This window comes from Paraburkholderia edwinii (assembly GCF_019428685.1).
GTDB lineage: Bacteria > Pseudomonadota > Gammaproteobacteria > Burkholderiales > Burkholderiaceae > Paraburkholderia > Paraburkholderia edwinii.
Map to the genome: position 1 here is coordinate 2,121,026 of NZ_CP080095.1, position 17,406 is coordinate 2,138,431.

The following is a 17,406-nucleotide window of genomic DNA, read 5'->3' on the forward strand; positions in this document are numbered from 1 at the left end:
CGGCATAGGTCCAAACTTAATCTTGCTCGGTCGCGGTGCCTATCGGCGTTCCAATTACCGTCCCTGTCGGCAGCCCCATCGCAGCCCAGTTACAGTCCCAATCCCAGTCGCGATTCAGCTACCGCCACATTTCACTAAGCGTCGCATGAACATCAATTCGAACGCGCGCCACGCGGCCCGCGCGGCGGTCGATGGAATTTTTTTCACGCAGATTTCGTTCTACTTCCACCGCGCGACAACGGCCGCGTTTTGCGAGCCGTCTGGCCAGAGACGTATCGAGCCGTCCGCCGGCACAACGACGAGGTGGGGGTCATCATGGAGACGGACGGGTTCGATCGAACGCCGCGCTGGAATGCGTCGCATGTGGTGGACGCTGAACTCGAGCATCTGGAGTGGGCGACGCGGCAGCCGATGCTCGACATATTCGACGCCGAGTACTGGCGCCGCCGCGTATTGGCCGTGCAGGGAAGTTATCAGCTCACGCACCAGCAGGGCATGAGGATCGAGCGGATGCTCAAGCGCCTCGCCGGACCGATCGGCTAGGCGCGTTTCGGCGGCTACTCGTTGTTGTTGCCCGAGCCGCCGTGATTGTTGTTGCCGTTGTGGTTGCCGTTGTGATTGCCGTGCCCGTGGTTATCGCCGGAGCCGGCGCCGAACAGACGCCGCCGGCGCGTGACGACGACCGGTGCGTCGGACCCCGAGCGCTCGGGCGACGACGGTGCGCCGCCGCCGTACGAATCGCGCGGCTCACGCGGTTCGCGCGATTCACGCGGCGAGTCGCGATGCGATCCGTGCGAACCATGCGGTCCGCGCGACGAATGCTCGCCATGCGACGGGCGTCCGGTGCGAGGCCCCGGGCGCGTGCCGGTGTCGAGCTGGATGGTCGAGATGGCACGCTTGTAGATGCCCTGCAGCCCGACAGGCGTGCGCAGCATCACGAGGTACTGATCGAACGACTCGATGCATCCCGTCAGACGGATACCGTTGACGAGATAAATTTCGACGCGCTTTCTTTCTTTGCGCGCGGCGTTCATGAAGTCGTTTTGCGGGTGCGATTCTGCGGAAGGCATGGACGATTATGTGTGGAAGTGCGGTTGTTCGCCGGGATTCTACATGGGTCGGCGCATACGCGTGGTAATCGACGAACTTGTCGCCCACTATAACGGCTTGCGCGCGCATAAGCATCCGTTAAATACGATGTGTAACGTTGCGTTACGAATCTTTGCATTCGGTGTTGTGGAGCGCCGATCGGCTGGCGCGCGACGCGAAAAAAGCCTCGCCGGAACCCGATTTGGCATAAGTTTAAAAAACCGTGGGTGGGGACGGAATAAATCGCGCGCGGATCTCGTTTTGTTCACGTGTAGTCCAGGTCACGTTCGACGAAGTATCCGATTACCCGTTCAGGAGCCTGCAAGGCTCGTACCCAAAGGAGAGACGCATATGAAGTTGACCCGATTCGTCAGTACCTTCTGCATGCTTGTCGCGCTCGGCGCGGCGGCGCTTGTGACAACCGGCTGCAGCGATATGGGCAGCGGCGGCGCGAGCGGCAGCGGTAGTTCGAGCTCTTCCGGCGGATATTGATCCGCACATGACGCGCGTTTTGCCAGCCGGGTGAGTTTCGAAGCGGAGGTCGTATCCTGGCTCCCGCAGCTACGTCGATATGCGCGCGCGCTGACGGGAGATCATGCTTGGGCGGACGATCTGGTTCAGGATACGGCCGAGCGCGCGCTCGCCCGCTGGAAAGCGTTCAGGCCGAACAGCAACCTGCGCGCGTGGCTGCTCACGATTCTCCGGCATCTCTATATTGACCAGCTACGCGTGCGGCGCGAGGTCGCCGTCGACGAGGAAAGCGCGCCATGGCGCAACCTCGAGGCGCCGCGCGGCGAAGTCGATGGACTGATGCTGCGCGATGTGCAGCGCGCGCTCTACAGTCTTTCGGTCGAGCAGCGTGAAGTGGTGCTGCTTGTCTGCGTCGAGGAGTTCAGCTATCAGGAGGCGTCGATTGCGCTCGGTGTGCCGGTCGGAACGGTCATGTCGCGACTGTCGCGTGCGCGCGAGCAGATGAGACTGATGCTGACCGAAGGTCCTGATCGACAAAACCCGCAGGAAAATTCGCATAAGTCTCCGTCGCTGAAAGTGGTGAGAAATTCTTCATGAACAACGACGCCCACCATCCCGAATCCGCGCCCGACCTGCGCATGCTGTCGGCGTTCGTCGACAACGAGCTCAGCGAGAACGAAACGGCCGCGGTGAAAGAGCATCTCGAGCGCGACGAGCAGGCGGCAGCGCAGGTTGCCGCATGGCGCGCGCAGAAGGCGGCGTTGCGTGCGCTGTGCGGTGCGACCACGCGCGACGACACGCAATTCGTCGTCCTGCGTTCGCGTTCGTCGTGGTGGCAGCGCACGGCGATCGCCGCGTGCTGGCTCGTCGCCGGCGCGGGACTCGCGCTGGCGCTGGGGCCGCTCGTGCCGCGCCTCGTAGGCGGCGACACGATGTCGTTTGCGCGGCGCGCCGACATCGCGTATGCGGTCTACACGCCGGAGCGGCGCCATCCGGTCGAAGTCGCGGCAGCCGAGGAAGAGCACCTGATCGCGTGGCTATCGAAGCGGCTCAACCGGCAGCTCTCGGTGCCGTCGCTGCAGGAATATGGTTATTCGCTGGTCGGCGGGCGTCTCCTGCCCGGTGAAGCGGGGCCGGCCGCGCAATTCATGTACGAGAACCAGACCGGCGCGCGTCTCACGCTTTATGTGACCGGCGTGCCGAAAGACGAAACCGCATTTCGTCTGTTCCGCGACGGCAATCGCCGCACGTTCTATTGGGTCAACGATGGAATGGGCTATGCGCTGTCCGGTCCGATCGCCGAGGGCAAACTGCGCTCGATCGCGATCGACGTCTGCAGCGCGCTCGGCGGCCGGCCGGAAGCGTGGCAATAGCCCGCGCAGCACGCGCGTTTGCATGCCTCGTGCGTCGATATCCGGATGACCGAGGGGCGTTCGCCATGTTCGCGTCGTTCGCAAGGCCCGCTTTCACCCCTGCGCTTTAGCGAACCCGCGCAACCGAAGCGCTCCGAAATACCGGGTAACGAACCGAGTTCAACGCGTCCCGAATGCGCGGGAATAGCTTTACGCATCGTGTCGTTTATAGAAGTGCAGGCTCGCTTGTTCCCGCGCATCGATGCGCCGGCGACACGGGCCACGCAGGCGAATCGACAGGGCCTACACGGCAGTGGCGCGCATTTGTGCCACGGCGCCGCACTGTCGAGACGGGATAAACGATGCGCAATATTTTTGGACTCGCAGCAGGTGTTGTGGTTTGTGCAGGTTGGGCAGTGAGCGGGCCGGCGGTGATGGCTCAGGAACCCGAGCCGCCGATGTTCGGCGCGTCCGCGGGTGCGCAGTTCAACGCACCACCCGATGCTTCACAAAGAGAAGACGATCAGCAGGCGGGCAGCAGTGGGCAAAGCGATGGCGCTTCGCAAAACCCGCAGAACCCGCAAGACCTGCGGGACCCACAGCAGTACGCTCAGGAATTCGCTCAACCCGCGCAGCAGGCGGAACAGGGCGAACAGGCGCAGGCGAGGCAGGAGTGCCGCGACGTCAGCGGCAATGCGGAGATCGACGGCAAGCAGCAGCAGTTCAACGGACTTGCGTGCCGGCAGCCGGACGGCACATGGCGCATTCAGGAATCGGATGACGAGCCCGACAGTGGCGGCGATAACGCTGGCGCGGCCTATCCCGCGCCCGACGGAGCACCTTATGCGGCGGGGCCAGACGGGGCGCCCTACGATCCGTACTATGGATATGGCTATCCGTATCCGTACGCCTATCCGTATGATCCGTTCTGGGGGCCGCCGTTCCTGTTCGGCTTCGGTGCGTCGTTCGTGTTCGTCGACCGCTTTCATCACTTCCATCACATCGATCATGTTCACTTCGGACATCCGGGTTTCGCGCATGGCGGGTTTCACCACGGATTTCATGGCGGCTTCCATGGCGGGTTTCATGGCGGCTTCCACGGAGGCGGGTTTCACGGAGGAGGCGGAGGATTTCACGGCGGCGGAGGCGGCCACGGCCGCTAGCATGGCCGTGGCGTGCGGAGCGCCGGGAGCACGCGCATGACAACGCCCGCGATCCGCATTCTGCCGCCCGGCGTCAGCACCGCGCAGTTCGAGCAGGCGCTGACCGCATGGCAGTCGATCGTCGGCGGCGAGCATGTACTCGATGGCGTGGCGCTCATGCCTTATCTCGATCCGTTCGCGCCTGGTCCGTCCGGAGCCGTGTTCGTGCCATCGGCGGCGTTGCTGCCGTCATCGGTCGAAGAGATCCGGGCGGTATTGCGCGTCGCGAACGAGTACCGCATTCCGCTGTGGACCGTATCGACGGGCCGCAACTACGCCTACGGCGGCGCGGCGCCGCGCCTTGCGGGCTCGGTCGTGGTCGACCTGCAGCGCATGAACCGCGTGCTCGCGGTCGACGAAAAACTCGCGTACGCGCTCGTCGAACCGGGCGTCAGCTATTTCGATCTATATAACTATCTGCGCGAGCACGGCTACAAGCTATGGGTCGATCCGCCCGCGGCGGGCTGGGGCAGCGTGATCGGCAATACGCTCGAACGCGGCTTCGGCTACACCGCGTACGGCGATCACGCGGCGAACCAGTGCGGCATGGAAGTGGTGCTTGCGAACGGCGACGTGGTGCGCACCGGCATGGGCGGGATCGAAATCGGCACGTCGTGGCAGGCGTACCGGCCGGGCTACGGTCCTTCGTTCGATGCGATGTTCATGCAGTCGAACTACGGCGTCGTGACGAAGATGGGCGTCTGGCTGATGCCCGCGCCGCCCGCGTATCTGCTCGGCGAGATCCAGTTTCACGACGAGCGCGATCTCGAAGCGATCGTCGATATCCTGCGGCCGCTGCGTCTTGACGGCACGATCACGAACCACGCGGTGGTCGAAGGCGGCCTGCGGCGCGCGGCCGGCTTGTCGCCGCGCACGCAGTGGTACGACGGCGACGGCGCGATGCCCGACAGCGCGATCGACGCGATGCTGAAGAAGCTCGACGTCGGCCACTGGAATCTGCACTACGCGCTCTACGGTACCGATGAACTGATCGATGCCCGCAACAAAATCGTGCAGCGTGCGTTCAGTCGTGTGCCGCGCGCGTCGATGGCCGCAAAGAAATACGCGGGCGATGTACAGCCCACCGGCGGCGGCGATCGCAACATGGCCGGCATTCCCGCGATGACCGCCTTCAGGATGCTCGACTGGCGTGGCGGCACCGGCGCGCATATCGACTTTTCGCCGATTTGCCCGGCGGTGGGCGGCGACGCGCTCCGCCAGTACATGATGGTGAAAGGGCGCGCCGCATCGTACGGGTTCGATTACTACGGCGGCTTCACCGCGGGCGTGCGTCATTTGCACCATATTTTCGCGGCCATTTTCAATCGCGACGATGCACAGCAAAGCGAACGGGCCGGGGATCTGCTGCGTGCGCTGATGAGCGATGTCCGTGCGGCGGGCTACGGCGAGTACCGCTCGCATCTCGTGCATATGGATTACGCGGCCGCGCAGTACAGCTTCAATGACGGCGCGCTGCTGCGACTATCCGAAACGGTGAAGGACGCGCTCGATCCCGCGGGCATTCTGTCGCCGGGCAAACAGGGCATCTGGCCGCGCGCATTGCGCGACAAGCGGGGCTATACATGATCGCGCGAGTTCGGCGTCGCGCTGCGAGATAGGCGATGGATCGGCGTACCTTCATCGCGACCGGCACGTGGTACTCGACGGCCGCGTGGCTGCCGGCATGGTTCACAACGAGTTCCGCGCAAGCGCAGGGCGCGGCTTCTCACGCAGCCCTTCGGAATGGCGCGACGCTCGCGCGCGCCACGCCGACGTTCGCGATATTCGATGCCTCGCTTGCACAAGCCGATGCATTCGCCGGCCGTGCGGCGCGGCTTTCCATTCCCGCCTTCGACATAGGCAACGACAACGACATCGGTGCGCTCTGGCATACGTCACTCGCGCCGGGCGTCGCGCGCGCAGCGTCGTCGACGCTGATCGGCTTCACGCGCGCGTCAGATTTCTTCGTGCTGACGCGTCTCGCGCTGCGCCCCGGCCGGCTCGTTGCAAGCGCAACGGAAACGAGCCGGCCGCATGCAAACGCACCGGTTTCGTTCGTCATTACCTTGTGACGGCGCGCGACCGCGCGTGCATCAAAACTTGTACGCGGGATTCTTCGGATCGAAGGTTTCTTCGTCGAAGGTTTTCGGCGTGATCGTCTGGAACACGATGCGCTCGAAGATGCGTCCGTCGTTGTCGTAGGATTCGACGGTGCGAAAGTACGGATGCCGCAGATCGAGACCGAGCGTCTCTTTCTTTGCATAGAACTCGGGCATGCCGGTGCTCGTCTCGTAGGTGAAGGCAACCACACGCACGCCGTCGAGCGTCTTCACTTCGATGCGCGTCGGCCGCGTAATGCCCGCCTGCGCGTATTTTTCGCCCTCGGACAGAAACTGCTTGGCGATGTACTCGGTGCCCAGATCGCGCACCTGATGGTTCGATTGCGTGCGCGCGAGCGCGCCGTTCAACGATGCCCATACCGGCATGATGTTCAGGAAGCCGCCGAGATGGCCGTACATCTCATCGCTGCGCCGCGTTTCGTCGTAGATGATTTCCTGGCCTGCGTGTGCGCCGCCGGGCAGCCATTTCGCGTAGATGCGGATCGGGTCGCGCGTCACGCGCACGACCATATGATCGGGCCGGCTCGGCCATATGCCGCGAATGCGCTCCTGGCGGATCATCGTGAACTCGTATGACGGGTAGCCGTTCGGGCCGTCCTTGATGTAGTGCGGCACCGTCAACGGATCGAGCGACTGGAACAGGGCGGTGAGCTCGGCGTCGTCGAGCTTTTCGAGCAAGCCGCTTTGCGCCGCCTGGCGCAGCCATCGCACCTGCTCCTCGGGCCTCAGCTTGCCGGCTTCGCCCGGCGCAACGGTTGGTGGGCTGACTTCAGGTTTGGCGCTGCTAGCGCCGATGGCCGCGCTCGATGCGTTCGCTGCGTTCGATGTGCCGGGCGCGTTGCTTGAGCCGTTCGTACCGGCTCCGCTCTCCGGCAAAGCGGGCGACGCAGCCGACGACGGCTCGAGTGCAGGAGAGGACTTTGCCGCGGGCGCCTCGCTTTGCTGCTGCGCAAGCGCGGCCGCCGCGATATGCAAGCTTGCCGCGCAGGCGAGCCAACGCAACGCGCACATCATCGGTGCGCGGCGAGTCGGATTCGTCGACGGCGGGTGCGGCATGAGTGGACTCCCACAGAAACCCTAAACGGCTGAACTGATGACGGCCGTTGGCGCCGCACATATCTTGCATCAGGCAGGTTTTTGCTTCGCGAGTTCCTGCGCGCGCAGTTCGCGCCGCAGAATCTTGCCGACATTCGTTTGCGGCAGCTCGTCGCGGAACTCGACGAGCTTCGGCACCTTGTAGCCAGTCAGGTTCTTTCTGCAATGCTCGATCACCTGTGCCTGGGTCAACGCGGGATTGCGCGCCACGACGAAGACCTTGACGCGCTCGCCTTGGACCTCGTCGGGCACGCCGATCGCGGCGACTTCGCGCACATCCGGATGCATTGCGATGACGTCTTCGATTTCGTTCGGGTAAACGTTGAAGCCCGACACGAGAATCATGTCCTTCTTGCGGTCGATCAGGCGAATATAGCCATGTCCGTTCATCACGCCGATGTCGCCGGTGGCCAGCCATCCGTCGTCGTCGAGCACCTTCGCCGTTTCCTCCGGACGATTCCAGTAGCCTTTCATGACCTGCGGACCTTTCACGCACAACTCACCGGGCTCATCTATACCAGCCCAACTGCCGTCCTCCTTGCGAAAACGCACGACCGTGGACGGCGCGGGCAGCCCGATCGAACCGTCGAAGTCGCGCATATGCCGGAAATTCACTGGGTTCATCGTGACGATCGGCGAGCACTCGGTGAGGCCGTAACCTTCGACGATCGTTTTTCCCGTCACGGCCTTGAAGCGCTCGGCGACCGCTTTCTGCATCGCCATGCCGCCCGCCATCGCGAGCTTGAGCTTCGAGAAATCGCGCTTGCGAAATTCCTCGTCATCGAGAAATGCGTTGTAGAGCGTATTGACGGCCGTGATGCCGGTGAAGGTTTCGTGGCGGATGATCTTCATCACGCGCTTCGTGTCGCGCGGATTCGCGATCAGGATATTGCGGCCGCCGAGCAGCATGAAGATCATCGCGTTCAGCGTCAGCGAGTAGATGTGATAGAGCGGCAACGGTGTGAGCACCGTTTCGATATCGCCGGCCAGCTCGCTGTCGGACCACGCCTTCGCCTGCAGCACGTTCGCGATGATGTTGCGATGCGTGAGCATCGCGCCTTTTGCGACCCCGGTGGTGCCGCCCGTGTACTGCAGGAACGCGACGTCCGTCTGGTTCACCGCAACGGGCGCCGGCGCACGGCGCGCGCCGGTCGCGAGCGCTTCACGCAGGCGTATCGCTTGCGGCAAGTGATATGCGGGCACCATTTTCTTCAGATGCCTGATCAGCGCATTGATGCAGCGGCCTTTGATATTGAGTCCATCGGCGAGCAGGTCGCCGAGCGCGGTGACGACGATGTTCTGCACGCGCGTGCCGGGCAGTGCGTCCTCGAGCGTCTTCGCGAAGTTCTCGAACACGACGATGGTCTGCGCGCCGCTGTCCTTCAGCTGATGCGCGAGCTCGCGCACCGTATAGAGCGGATTCACGTTGACGACGACCGCGCCCGCTTTGAGGCTGCCGAACAGGGCGACCGGATACTGGAACGTGTTCGGCAACATGATCGCGACGCGTTCGCCGGGCTTCACGCCGATGCCCTGCAGCCAGCTCGCAAACGCGTTGGCCTTGCGCGCGAGTTCGCCGTAAGCGAGGTTCGAACCGACGCTCACATAGGCCACCCGGTCGCGATACTTCTGCGTGCATTCGTCGAACAGCTGCACGATCGAGGCGAATTGCGCGACATCGATTTCATGCGGCACACCGGGCGCATAGGATTCGAACCAGATACCGTCGGTATTGGGTGCCGGCTGCGGCATCGCATGCGAAACGCGTACTTCGGTAGCCGAAGGCGGTAGCGACTGGGTCGATGGGCTCATGGTCGTCTCCATTCCATTCTTGTGCTTTGGTTTGTTCTAGTCTGTTCTACAGACAGTATGGCTGCCGTTTGAGCGTTGCGTGGGTGTTTTCGACAGGCGCCATGGATGGCTGACGAAGGATACGGACGATGACGGCGAACGGGCAAGAGACCGGCGTCGGGAAAGTCTTCTAATAGACGGCGTTCACAGCACGCTGATCGACGGCGGCGCATCGCACGTGCAGCGGCGGCGCAATGAAAAAGGCCGCGCCGATTTTATCGGCGCGGCCTGCGCTGCGTGAAGAATTCTGCGGGGCGGATACGCTACGTCGTTGCCGCCGCAACCTCCTGGGCGGACTTCGTCATATCGATGCCGCGCCGCTCGCGACTAAACAGGATCAGCACGGCGATGATGACCGCCACCGTGCCCGCGGTGACCGCCATCGCGAGCCCGTAGTTGTTGTTGTTCGACACGGCGAACGAAGCCTGCAGCGTCGCGTTGACCGACGCGAGCAGGTTGCCGAGCTGATAGACGAGGCCAGGGAAGGTCGCGCGAATCTCGTCAGGCGAGATTTCGTTGAGGTGGACCGGAATCACGCCCCACGCGCCCTGCACGGAAATCTGCATCAGGAATGCGCCGATCGCGAGCATGACCGGCGTCGACGAGAACGCCCACAGCGGCAGCACCGGCAGCGCGATCAGCGCGGCGATGCAGATCGCGCGGCGGCGGCCGATCCGCTCCGATAACGAACCGAACAGCAGACCGCCGCAGATCGCGCCGACATTCAGCACGATGGCGATCAGCGAGACCGTGTGCGGATCGAAATGATGCTGTTCGCGCAGGAAGGTCGGATACAGGTCTTGCGTGCCGTGCGAGAAGAAGTTGAACGCGGTCATCAGGATGATCGCGTAGATCGACAGCACCCAGTTGCGCTTGAGCGTGACGAGCAGGCCCGGTCGCGCCGCCTTCTTTTCCATCGCGACCCACGCCGGCGACTCGTTCACGCTTGAGCGGACGTAGAGCACGAGCAGCGCCGGGATCACGCCGACGAAGAACATGCCGCGCCAGCCGATGTACTGGTAGAGCACGCCGAACACGATCGAGGCGAGCAGATAGCCGCTTGGGTAGCCGGCCTGCAGCAGGCCGGACACGATACCGCGCGATTTCGCGGGCACCGTTTCCATCGTCAGCGCGGAGCCGACGCCCCATTCGCCGCCCATCGCGATGCCGAACAGGGCGCGCAGCACGATCAGCGTCGTCAGGTTGGGCGAGAATCCCGACAACAGTTCGAGCAGCGAATAGATGGCGATATTGACCATCAGCGTCGGGCGGCGGCCGTACTTGTCGGCGAGCCGGCCGAAGATCAAGGCGCCTAGCGGACGCATGGCGAGCGTCAGCGTAATCGCAAACGCGACTTCCGGGATTTTCGTATTAAATTCGGCGGCGATATCTTTCAGAATAAAAACCATCAGAAAGAAATCGAATGCATCGAGCGTCCAGCCGAGATAGGCGGCGATCGTGACGTTTCTCTGTTCGCGGGTCCATGCCATCGTGTTTGTGCTCCTCTTTGCGAGTGTGTGCTGTCGTGTGTTGAGCAGTGTGTGCCGCGCGGTATCCCCCGTGGCGCGGCCGCGAGAGGAGTGTACGCCGACCGTTAAGCGGCCGCATGTAAATGCGCACGGTTCAGTGGTATTCCCTGGGAATCAGCGTGCAATGAATTGGCGGATGGCTGTTTTAATAATGTAATAAATGAATCTGTTTTGATAAATATTAGTAAGTGTTTGGTAATTTTTAAGGGTTGAGAATTTAAGTCGGGAGAATGAACTGATCGTCCCGGGAAAATCGCCGACGCGGGCGAGTTCAGTAGAGGGAGGCGGCCCGAATTTGCCGCGTACGACAGCGGTGGCGCGACGTGAAAGCGATATTATTCTTTCGCTTTTGGCCGGATAACGAAAGAATAATGACACCTCGCGGGTGCTGATTGCCGACGGCGTATGGCCGACGGTTGTCTCGTCCGTTCACGGTATCGCATGCTTCGCTCGCATTCCTTAGCTTCCCAGAAGCTTGGGTGTCGAACGAGAGAGATACAACGAGCCGACCGTGGGCAAGAACGACGGCGTGGCGAGCGGGAAGAATGCGAAAGAGGTAAACGAAAAAGGCCGGCATTTTGCCGGCCTTCTTTGAATCTGACGTGGTGCCCAGGAGAGGACTCGAACCTCCACGGTGTTGCCACCGCTAGGACCTGAACCTAGTGCGTCTACCAATTCCGCCACCTGGGCACGTCTCAAGCTAGACCGCTATTGTAGCGGGATGATGCATTGTGTCAATGAAAGTTTAAAAGGCCGCTGGCCTGCACCGGCGTTCCACAAGCCACGTCGAAAACGAAAAAGGCCGGCAAAAGCCGGCCTTTTAGATATGGTGCCCAAGAGAGGACTCGAACCTCCACGGTGTTGCCACCGCTAGGACCTGAACCTAGTGCGTCTACCAATTTCGCCACCTGGGCAAGGTGTCTTTTCCGCCGCTCCCGCGTGTGAAAGCACAACCAACGCGAAACAGCAAAGACCGCAATTATAGCGAGCTCTCCGACTCTGTCAAGCGTTTGACGGAAGCGACCCACGGCGCGCCGAACCGGCGTCGAAGCGCGCCGCAAACCCTCGCGTACACGCCGCGCAACGCGGTTTGCATTAAGAGACGGATGATAGAATGGCCCGCAGCAGTACGTTGACAGCAGGGCGAGCCCGACGCAGCGTTAGCGCCGCGCAGCGAAAGCCCGGCACTTGAATCGCCGACGTCCACGCACCGAGAAAAAATCATCGATAAGCCCTTGAGCAAATATCCGTATCCCATTCCGAGCCGCGAAGAAATCCTCGGCGTGCTGCGCACGAGCGAAACGCCGCTCGCTGCGAACGACATCGCCGAGGCGCTTTCGATCAAGCGCCAGGAACGCGAAGGTTTCTTCAAACGGCTGGCTGCGATGGAACGCGACGGCCAGATCCGGCTCGATCAGCGCGGGCATTATCAGCTGACCCATCCGTCCAATTTCGTCGCGGGCCGCGTGCAGGGCCATCGCGACGGCTACGGTTTTCTCGTGCGCGACGACGGTCAGGACGACCTGTTCCTGCCCAACGGCGAAATGCAGAAGGTCATGCATAACGACCGCGTGCTCGCACGCATCGTCGGCTACGACCGGCGCGGCCGGCCTGAAGGGCACATCGTCGAGGTCACGGACCGCGCGAACAAGCGCGTGATCGGGCGCCTGCTCAACGAAAACGGCGCGCTGATCGTCGCGCCCGAAGACAAGCGCATCGGCCACGACATCCTGATTACGCAGAACACGAAGAAGGCGAAGGTCGGGCAGGTGGTGGTGGTCGAACTGACCGATTTCCCGAGCCGTCATTCGCAGCCGCTTGGGCGCGTCGTCGAGGTGCTCGGCGATATCGACGACCCGGGCATGGAAATCGAAATCGCGGTGCGCAAATACGGCGTGCCGCACGAGTTCAGCGACGCGGCGCTCGAGTCGGCGTCAAAGCTGCCCGACGAAGTGCGGCCCGCGGACCTGCGTCATCGCGTCGACCTGCGTGACGTGCCGCTTGTCACGATCGACGGCGAAGACGCGCGCGACTTCGACGACGCCGTGTACTGCGAGCCGATGAAGGTCGGCCGCGGCGACGGTTTCCGATTGATTGTCGCGATTGCCGACGTCTCGCATTACGTGCTGCCGGGCAGTGGGCTCGACGTCGACGCGATCGAGCGCAGCACGTCCGTTTATTTCCCGCGCCGCGTGATTCCGATGCTGCCGGAAAAGCTGTCGAACGGGCTCTGTTCGCTGAACCCGAACGTCGACCGATGCGTGCTCGTCTGCGACATGGTGATTACCGCGCGCGGCGAGATCAAGGCGTATCAGTTCTATCCGGGCGTCATGCATTCGGCCGCGCGTCTCACGTACACCGAGGTCGCCGCGGTGCTCACGAACACGAAGGGCCCGGAGGCCGCGCGCCGTGCTGCGCTGCTGCCGTATCTGCAGAACCTGTACGGCGTCTACAAGGCGCTGTTCGCGGCGCGTCAGAAGCGCGGCGCGATCGATTTCGACACGACCGAAACATATATTGTCTGCAACGCGCAGGGCAAGATCGAGCAGATCGTGCCGCGCCATCGCAACGACGCGCACAAGCTGATCGAAGAGTGCATGCTGGCCGCGAATGTCTGCGCCGCCGACTTCATGAAGCGCAACCGGCACGCCGGGCTTTACCGCGTGCACGCGGGGCCGACGGCCGAGCGGCTCGAAAACCTGCGTACGTTCCTGCGCGGCATGGGCCTTACGCTGACCGGCGGCGAGACGCCGCATGCAAGCGACTACGCCGCGCTGATGGCGCACATCCGCGACCGGCCCGACGCGCAGATGCTGCAGACCATGTTGTTGCGCTCGATGCAGCAGGCCGTCTACAGCCCCGACAACATCGGCCACTTCGGCCTCGCGTACGAAGCCTACGCGCACTTCACGAGCCCGATTCGCCGCTACCCGGACCTCCTCACGCACCGCGCGATCTACGCGATCCTGCAAGGGCGCAAGTACCAGCCGGAGGCGCCCGAAGGCGTCGTGCTGAACACCGCGCTGTCGCCGCGTGCGCGCGCGATGCAGGCCGACGACGAAAAACGCGCGGGCCGCCGCCGCGAAAACACGGCGATCTGGGAAGAGCTCGGGCTGCATTGCTCGTCGAACGAGCGGCGCGCGGACGAAGCGTCGCGCGACGTCGAAGCGTGGCTCAAGTGCTACTTCATGCGCGACAAGCTCGGCGAAGAGTATGGCGGGATGGTGAGCGGCGTGACGTCGTTCGGCATCTTCGTGCAGCTCGACGCGCTCTTTATCGAAGGGCTCGTGCATGTGACCGAGCTCGGATCCGATTACTTCCAGTACGACGAAATCCGCAACGAACTGCGCGGCGAACGCACGGGTATCCGCTACCGTCTGTCGGACCGCGTGCGCGTGCAGGTGAGCCGCGTCGACCTCGATGCGCGCAAGATCGACTTCCGCCTCGTGCGCGATACGCCGATCAAGCCGCCATCGAGCCGTGGCGCCGCGCTCGAGAAATCGGGTAGCGAGCGCGGCGACGGTGGACCGCGCGTGCGCTCGCTGGCGCCCGGCGACGGCGCGCATCGCAAGAAGGCGGCGCCCGCGCCGAGCGTCGCGGTGAAGGAAGCGCGCGCGGCACGTGGCGCGGCGAAAAAACGCTCGTCGTCGCGTTCGGCGTCGGCGAAGTCGGCGAAGGGCCAGTCCAGAAAAAAGCGGTGATGCGCTAACGAACGGCGTTCGCTAATAAAAGGTAGTTTCAGTCATGTCACGTCTTAAGGTTCTATACGGGTTTCATGCGGTAATCGCGCGGATGCGCCACGATGCGTCGACGATCGAGGATGTCTACTACGATCAGACGCGGCGCGACCGCCGCATGAACGAATTCCTGCACATGGCGAAGGAAGCCGGTGTGCGCGTGATTGCCGCCGACGAAACGCGGCTGTGGGGCCTCGCGCATACCGAGCGTCATCAGGGTGTCGTTGCGCGCGCAACCGATTTGCCGCTTGCGCAGAATCTGGCGGAACTGCTCGATGGTCTGAGCGGACCGGCGCTGCTGCTCGTGCTCGACGGCGTGACCGATCCGCACAATCTGGGCGCGTGCCTGCGCGTGGCCGACGCGGCCGGCGCGCATGCAGTGATCGCGCCGCGCGACCGCGCGGTCGGCCTCAATGCGACCGCTGCGAAGGTGGCGAGCGGCGCGGCGGACACGGTGCCGTATATCACCGTCACGAATCTGGCGCGAGCGCTGCGCGAACTGAAGGAAGCGGGCGTCTGGGTGGTCGGCACGTCCGGCGACGCGTCCGCGAGCCTCTATCAGACGAAACTCGATGGACCCGTCGCGCTCGTCATGGGTGCCGAAGGCGAGGGCATGCGCCGGCTCACGCGCGATACCTGCGACGAAGTCATGCAAATTCCGATGGCGGGGAGCGTGGAGAGCCTGAACGTTTCGGTGGCGAGCGGCGTGTGCCTGTTTGAAGCGGTGCGGCAGAGGGCAGCGGCGAAATAGTACGCAGACTCGTACCCGGAGCAAGCCGCAAAGCAGCCCGCAAAGTCGATGCCGCGCTTTTTGCCTAATCTGTCGCGCGGCTTCTTCCCGGCACCTTCAGAACAAGAACCGCCACGATGACTTTCGCCCGCACTCGCCGACGCAAAACCGCGCTCGTCCGCCCATCCGTCAGCCTTGCTTTCGCCGTTACCGCCGCCGCGCTGCTCGCCGCTTGCTCGACAACAACCGTCGATCGCGGCACCTACTACGCTGACACGAGCCATCACGCTCAATACGCGGACACGCGCATCCGTTTCCTCGTAATGCACTACACCGAGATCGACGAAGCGCAGTCGCTGAACGTGCTGACCACCGAACAGGTCAGTGCGCATTACCTCGTGCCGCCGGCGCCGCCGCTCAAAAACGGCGAGCCCGTCGTCTGGCAGCTTGTGCCCGAATCTCAGCGCGCGTGGCACGCGGGAGTCAGCTACTGGCAAGGCACGACCGAGCTCAACGCCGCATCGATCGGCATCGAAAACGTCAACCTCGGCCCGATCGACACGCCGCAGGGCCGCACATGGCAGCCGTATCCGCCCGCGCAGGTCGACGCATTGATCCGCCTGTCGAAGGACATCGTCTCGCGTTACGGCATTCCGCCGACGCGTGTGGTCGGCCATAGCGATATCGCGCCACAGCGCAAGACCGACCCCGGCCCGCTCTTTCCGTGGAAGCAGCTCTATGACGCCGGCGTCGGCGCATGGCCGGACCCGGCGACGGTTACCGCGGACCTCGCCGGCCGCGCGCCCAACGCGCCCGCCGACGTGCAAGCGCTGCAGCAGAAACTCGCGCGTTACGGCTACGACGTCGCGACCGACGGCGTGCTCGACGAGAAAACCCGGCGCGTGTTCGCGGCGTTTCAGATGCACTTCCGGCCGCGCGACTATGCGGGCAATCCCGACGCGGAAACCGATGCGATCGCGCAAGCGCTGCTCGACAAATACATGCCCGCCACCGCGGGCGAGCCGAAGCAGGCGCCGTGACCGATCACGGGTCACGCCAGCCGATCTCGATCTTCGGTAGCACTTCTTAGGCAACCGCCACACGCACCCCTCCAGCACCGGCGCGAGTCCTGTAAACTGGTGGTTTCTCCGCACGCCAGTATCCGAACTCCCATGACTCAAGACGAACTCAAGCAACGGGTCGGCCAGGCCGCCGCCGACTATGTCAACGCCAATGTGCCGGAAGGCTCGATCATCGGCGTCGGCACCGGCTCCACCGCGAACTGCTTCATCGATGCGCTCGCGGCGCACAAGAGCCGCTATCGCGGCGCGGTGTCGAGTTCGGTGGCGAGCACCGCGCGTCTGCAGGCGCTTGGCATCAAGGTGTTCGATCTGAACGAGATCGACTCGCTGCAGGTGTATGTCGACGGCGCCGACGAAATCGATCGCAGTGGCGCGATGATCAAAGGCGGCGGCGGTGCGCTCACGCGCGAGAAAATCGTCGCGTCGGTATCCGACGTATTCGTCTGCATTGTCGATGCGAGCAAGCGCGTCGATGTGCTCGGCCAGTTTCCGCTGCCGATCGAAGTCGTGCCGATGGCGCGCACCGCGATCGGCCGCCGTGTGACAGCACTCGGCGGCGTGCCGGTCGTGCGCGTGACGAAAGACGGCGCACCGTTCATTACCGACAACGGCAACGAGATTATCGATGTCAAAGGTCTGCAGATCCGCGATCCGCTCACGTTCGAAGCGCAAATCAACGCGTGGCCCGGTGTCGTGACGGTCGGGCTTTTCGCGAGCCGTGGCGCGAACATCTGTCTGCTCGGCTCGGAATCGGGCGTGGAGCGGATCGACTACCCGAAGCGTTGAGCCCAGTCTCGCGCTGATTCCGCCGCGATCTTGATCGCGGCCGGTTTCAATGAAGAAACGCCGTACGCAGCTGCTATTTGCTGCGTACGGCGTTTCTCTTTTCCGGCTGCGGGCAAGTGTGAAATGAGGACGCACCGCACCTTCGCTGTAGGTTCTCCGGATCGCAAGCGTCTTATGTGCGCGTCGCCACACTGAGCGGATATCCGCATGCACGTCCGCCACGCGTCGCCCTCGACCGCGCGGACGCCGCGCGCACCGCGCACGGATCGAGCCCACCCATCACCTGCATCGCTACGCGTGCTGGCGCACCGTTCTTCGATTTCGCTAAAGGGAAACTCAACGTCATCGGACGCAATGGGATT

General features: G+C 63.4%; 16 protein-coding genes and 2 tRNA genes. 12 read left to right on the forward strand and 6 right to left on the reverse strand.

Annotation, left to right across the window (positions count from 1 at the left end):
- The first annotated feature begins 315 nt into the window (after positions 1–315).
- Positions 316–543 carry a hypothetical protein gene (locus KZJ38_RS09445; protein ID WP_219799797.1) on the forward strand — a complete coding sequence of 76 codons (228 nt, stop codon included), beginning with the start codon at positions 316–318 and terminating at the stop codon, positions 541–543.
- Between the two features lie 14 nt (positions 544–557).
- On the opposite strand, the gene hfq is transcribed toward KZJ38_RS09445, so the two are convergent.
- Positions 558–1,070, reverse strand: a complete 513-nt coding sequence (gene hfq, locus KZJ38_RS09450; protein ID WP_219799798.1) for an RNA chaperone Hfq — start codon at positions 1,068–1,070, stop codon at positions 558–560.
- Positions 1,071–1,440: 370 nt separating this feature from the next.
- Between hfq and KZJ38_RS09455 the strand changes: the two genes are divergently transcribed.
- From KZJ38_RS09455 to KZJ38_RS09480, 6 genes are all read left to right on the forward strand, one after another.
- Positions 1,441–1,581, forward strand: a complete 141-nt coding sequence (locus KZJ38_RS09455) for a hypothetical protein (protein WP_219799799.1) — start codon at positions 1,441–1,443, stop codon at positions 1,579–1,581.
- Positions 1,582–1,611: 30 nt separating this feature from the next.
- Positions 1,612–2,157 (forward strand): RNA polymerase sigma factor, encoded by a 546-nt coding sequence (locus KZJ38_RS09460; RefSeq protein WP_219799800.1) that lies wholly within the window; start codon positions 1,612–1,614, stop codon positions 2,155–2,157.
- Complete coding sequence (locus KZJ38_RS09465; RefSeq protein WP_219799801.1) at positions 2,154–2,933, forward strand: anti-sigma factor family protein; 780 nt, start codon at positions 2,154–2,156, stop codon at positions 2,931–2,933. The genes KZJ38_RS09460 and KZJ38_RS09465 overlap by 4 nt, the downstream gene beginning before the upstream one ends.
- Before the next feature lie 413 nt (positions 2,934–3,346).
- Positions 3,347–4,075: a hypothetical protein gene (locus KZJ38_RS37000; RefSeq protein WP_219799802.1), complete on the forward strand. Its 729-nt coding sequence runs from the start codon at positions 3,347–3,349 to the stop codon at positions 4,073–4,075.
- A gap of 36 nt (positions 4,076–4,111) precedes the next feature.
- Positions 4,112–5,701, forward strand: coding sequence for an FAD-binding oxidoreductase (locus KZJ38_RS09475; RefSeq protein WP_219799803.1), 1,590 nt, complete (start codon positions 4,112–4,114; stop codon positions 5,699–5,701).
- A gap of 35 nt (positions 5,702–5,736) precedes the next feature.
- A complete protein-coding gene (locus tag KZJ38_RS09480; RefSeq protein ID WP_219799804.1) occupies positions 5,737–6,186 on the forward strand; it encodes a hypothetical protein in 450 nt (149 codons plus the stop codon).
- Between the two features lie 21 nt (positions 6,187–6,207).
- Here the strand turns inward: KZJ38_RS09480 and KZJ38_RS09485 are convergent, their stop codons facing one another.
- Complete coding sequence (locus KZJ38_RS09485; RefSeq protein WP_246641697.1) at positions 6,208–7,290, reverse strand: DUF1571 domain-containing protein; 1,083 nt, start codon at positions 7,288–7,290, stop codon at positions 6,208–6,210.
- A gap of 69 nt (positions 7,291–7,359) precedes the next feature.
- Positions 7,360–9,141 (reverse strand): AMP-binding protein, encoded by a 1,782-nt coding sequence (locus tag KZJ38_RS09490; RefSeq protein ID WP_219799805.1) that lies wholly within the window; start codon positions 9,139–9,141, stop codon positions 7,360–7,362.
- Between the two features lie 79 nt (positions 9,142–9,220).
- Here KZJ38_RS09490 and KZJ38_RS09495 point away from each other — a divergent pair, with 79 nt between their 5' ends.
- The gene (locus KZJ38_RS09495) at positions 9,221–9,421 is read left to right on the forward strand and encodes a hypothetical protein (protein WP_219799806.1); all 201 of its coding nucleotides are present in this window, start codon (positions 9,221–9,223) and stop codon (positions 9,419–9,421) included.
- A gap of 22 nt (positions 9,422–9,443) precedes the next feature.
- Here the strand turns inward: KZJ38_RS09495 and KZJ38_RS09500 are convergent, their stop codons facing one another.
- The 3 genes from KZJ38_RS09500 to KZJ38_RS09510 form a co-directional block, all read right to left on the reverse strand.
- Positions 9,444–10,670: an MFS transporter gene (locus KZJ38_RS09500; RefSeq protein WP_219799807.1), complete on the reverse strand. Its 1,227-nt coding sequence runs from the start codon at positions 10,668–10,670 to the stop codon at positions 9,444–9,446.
- Positions 10,671–11,312: 642 nt separating this feature from the next.
- Positions 11,313–11,399: transfer RNA gene (locus KZJ38_RS09505), tRNA-Leu, on the reverse strand.
- A 137-nt stretch (positions 11,400–11,536) separates the two neighbouring features.
- Positions 11,537–11,623 (reverse strand) — tRNA-Leu (locus KZJ38_RS09510).
- 321 nt (positions 11,624–11,944) lie between these two features.
- On the opposite strand from KZJ38_RS09510, the gene rnr reads away from it, so the two are divergent.
- The 4 genes from rnr to rpiA all read left to right on the forward strand — a co-directional run bounded on the left by rnr (position 11,945) and on the right by rpiA (position 17,044).
- The gene (rnr, locus tag KZJ38_RS09515; RefSeq protein WP_219799808.1) at positions 11,945–14,410 is read left to right on the forward strand and encodes a ribonuclease R; all 2,466 of its coding nucleotides are present in this window, start codon (positions 11,945–11,947) and stop codon (positions 14,408–14,410) included.
- Positions 14,411–14,453: 43 nt separating this feature from the next.
- Entirely contained in the window at positions 14,454–15,197 is a 744-nt protein-coding gene (gene rlmB / locus KZJ38_RS09520) for a 23S rRNA (guanosine(2251)-2'-O)-methyltransferase RlmB (protein WP_219799809.1), read from the forward strand.
- Positions 15,198–15,313: 116 nt separating this feature from the next.
- Positions 15,314–16,216 (forward strand): N-acetylmuramoyl-L-alanine amidase, encoded by a 903-nt coding sequence (locus KZJ38_RS09525; RefSeq protein WP_219799810.1) that lies wholly within the window; start codon positions 15,314–15,316, stop codon positions 16,214–16,216.
- A 132-nt stretch (positions 16,217–16,348) separates the two neighbouring features.
- On the forward strand, positions 16,349–17,044 hold the full coding sequence (gene rpiA / locus KZJ38_RS09530; RefSeq protein WP_219799811.1) for a ribose-5-phosphate isomerase RpiA: 696 nt from the start codon (positions 16,349–16,351) through the stop codon (positions 17,042–17,044).
- Positions 17,045–17,406: the final 362 nt, after the last annotated feature.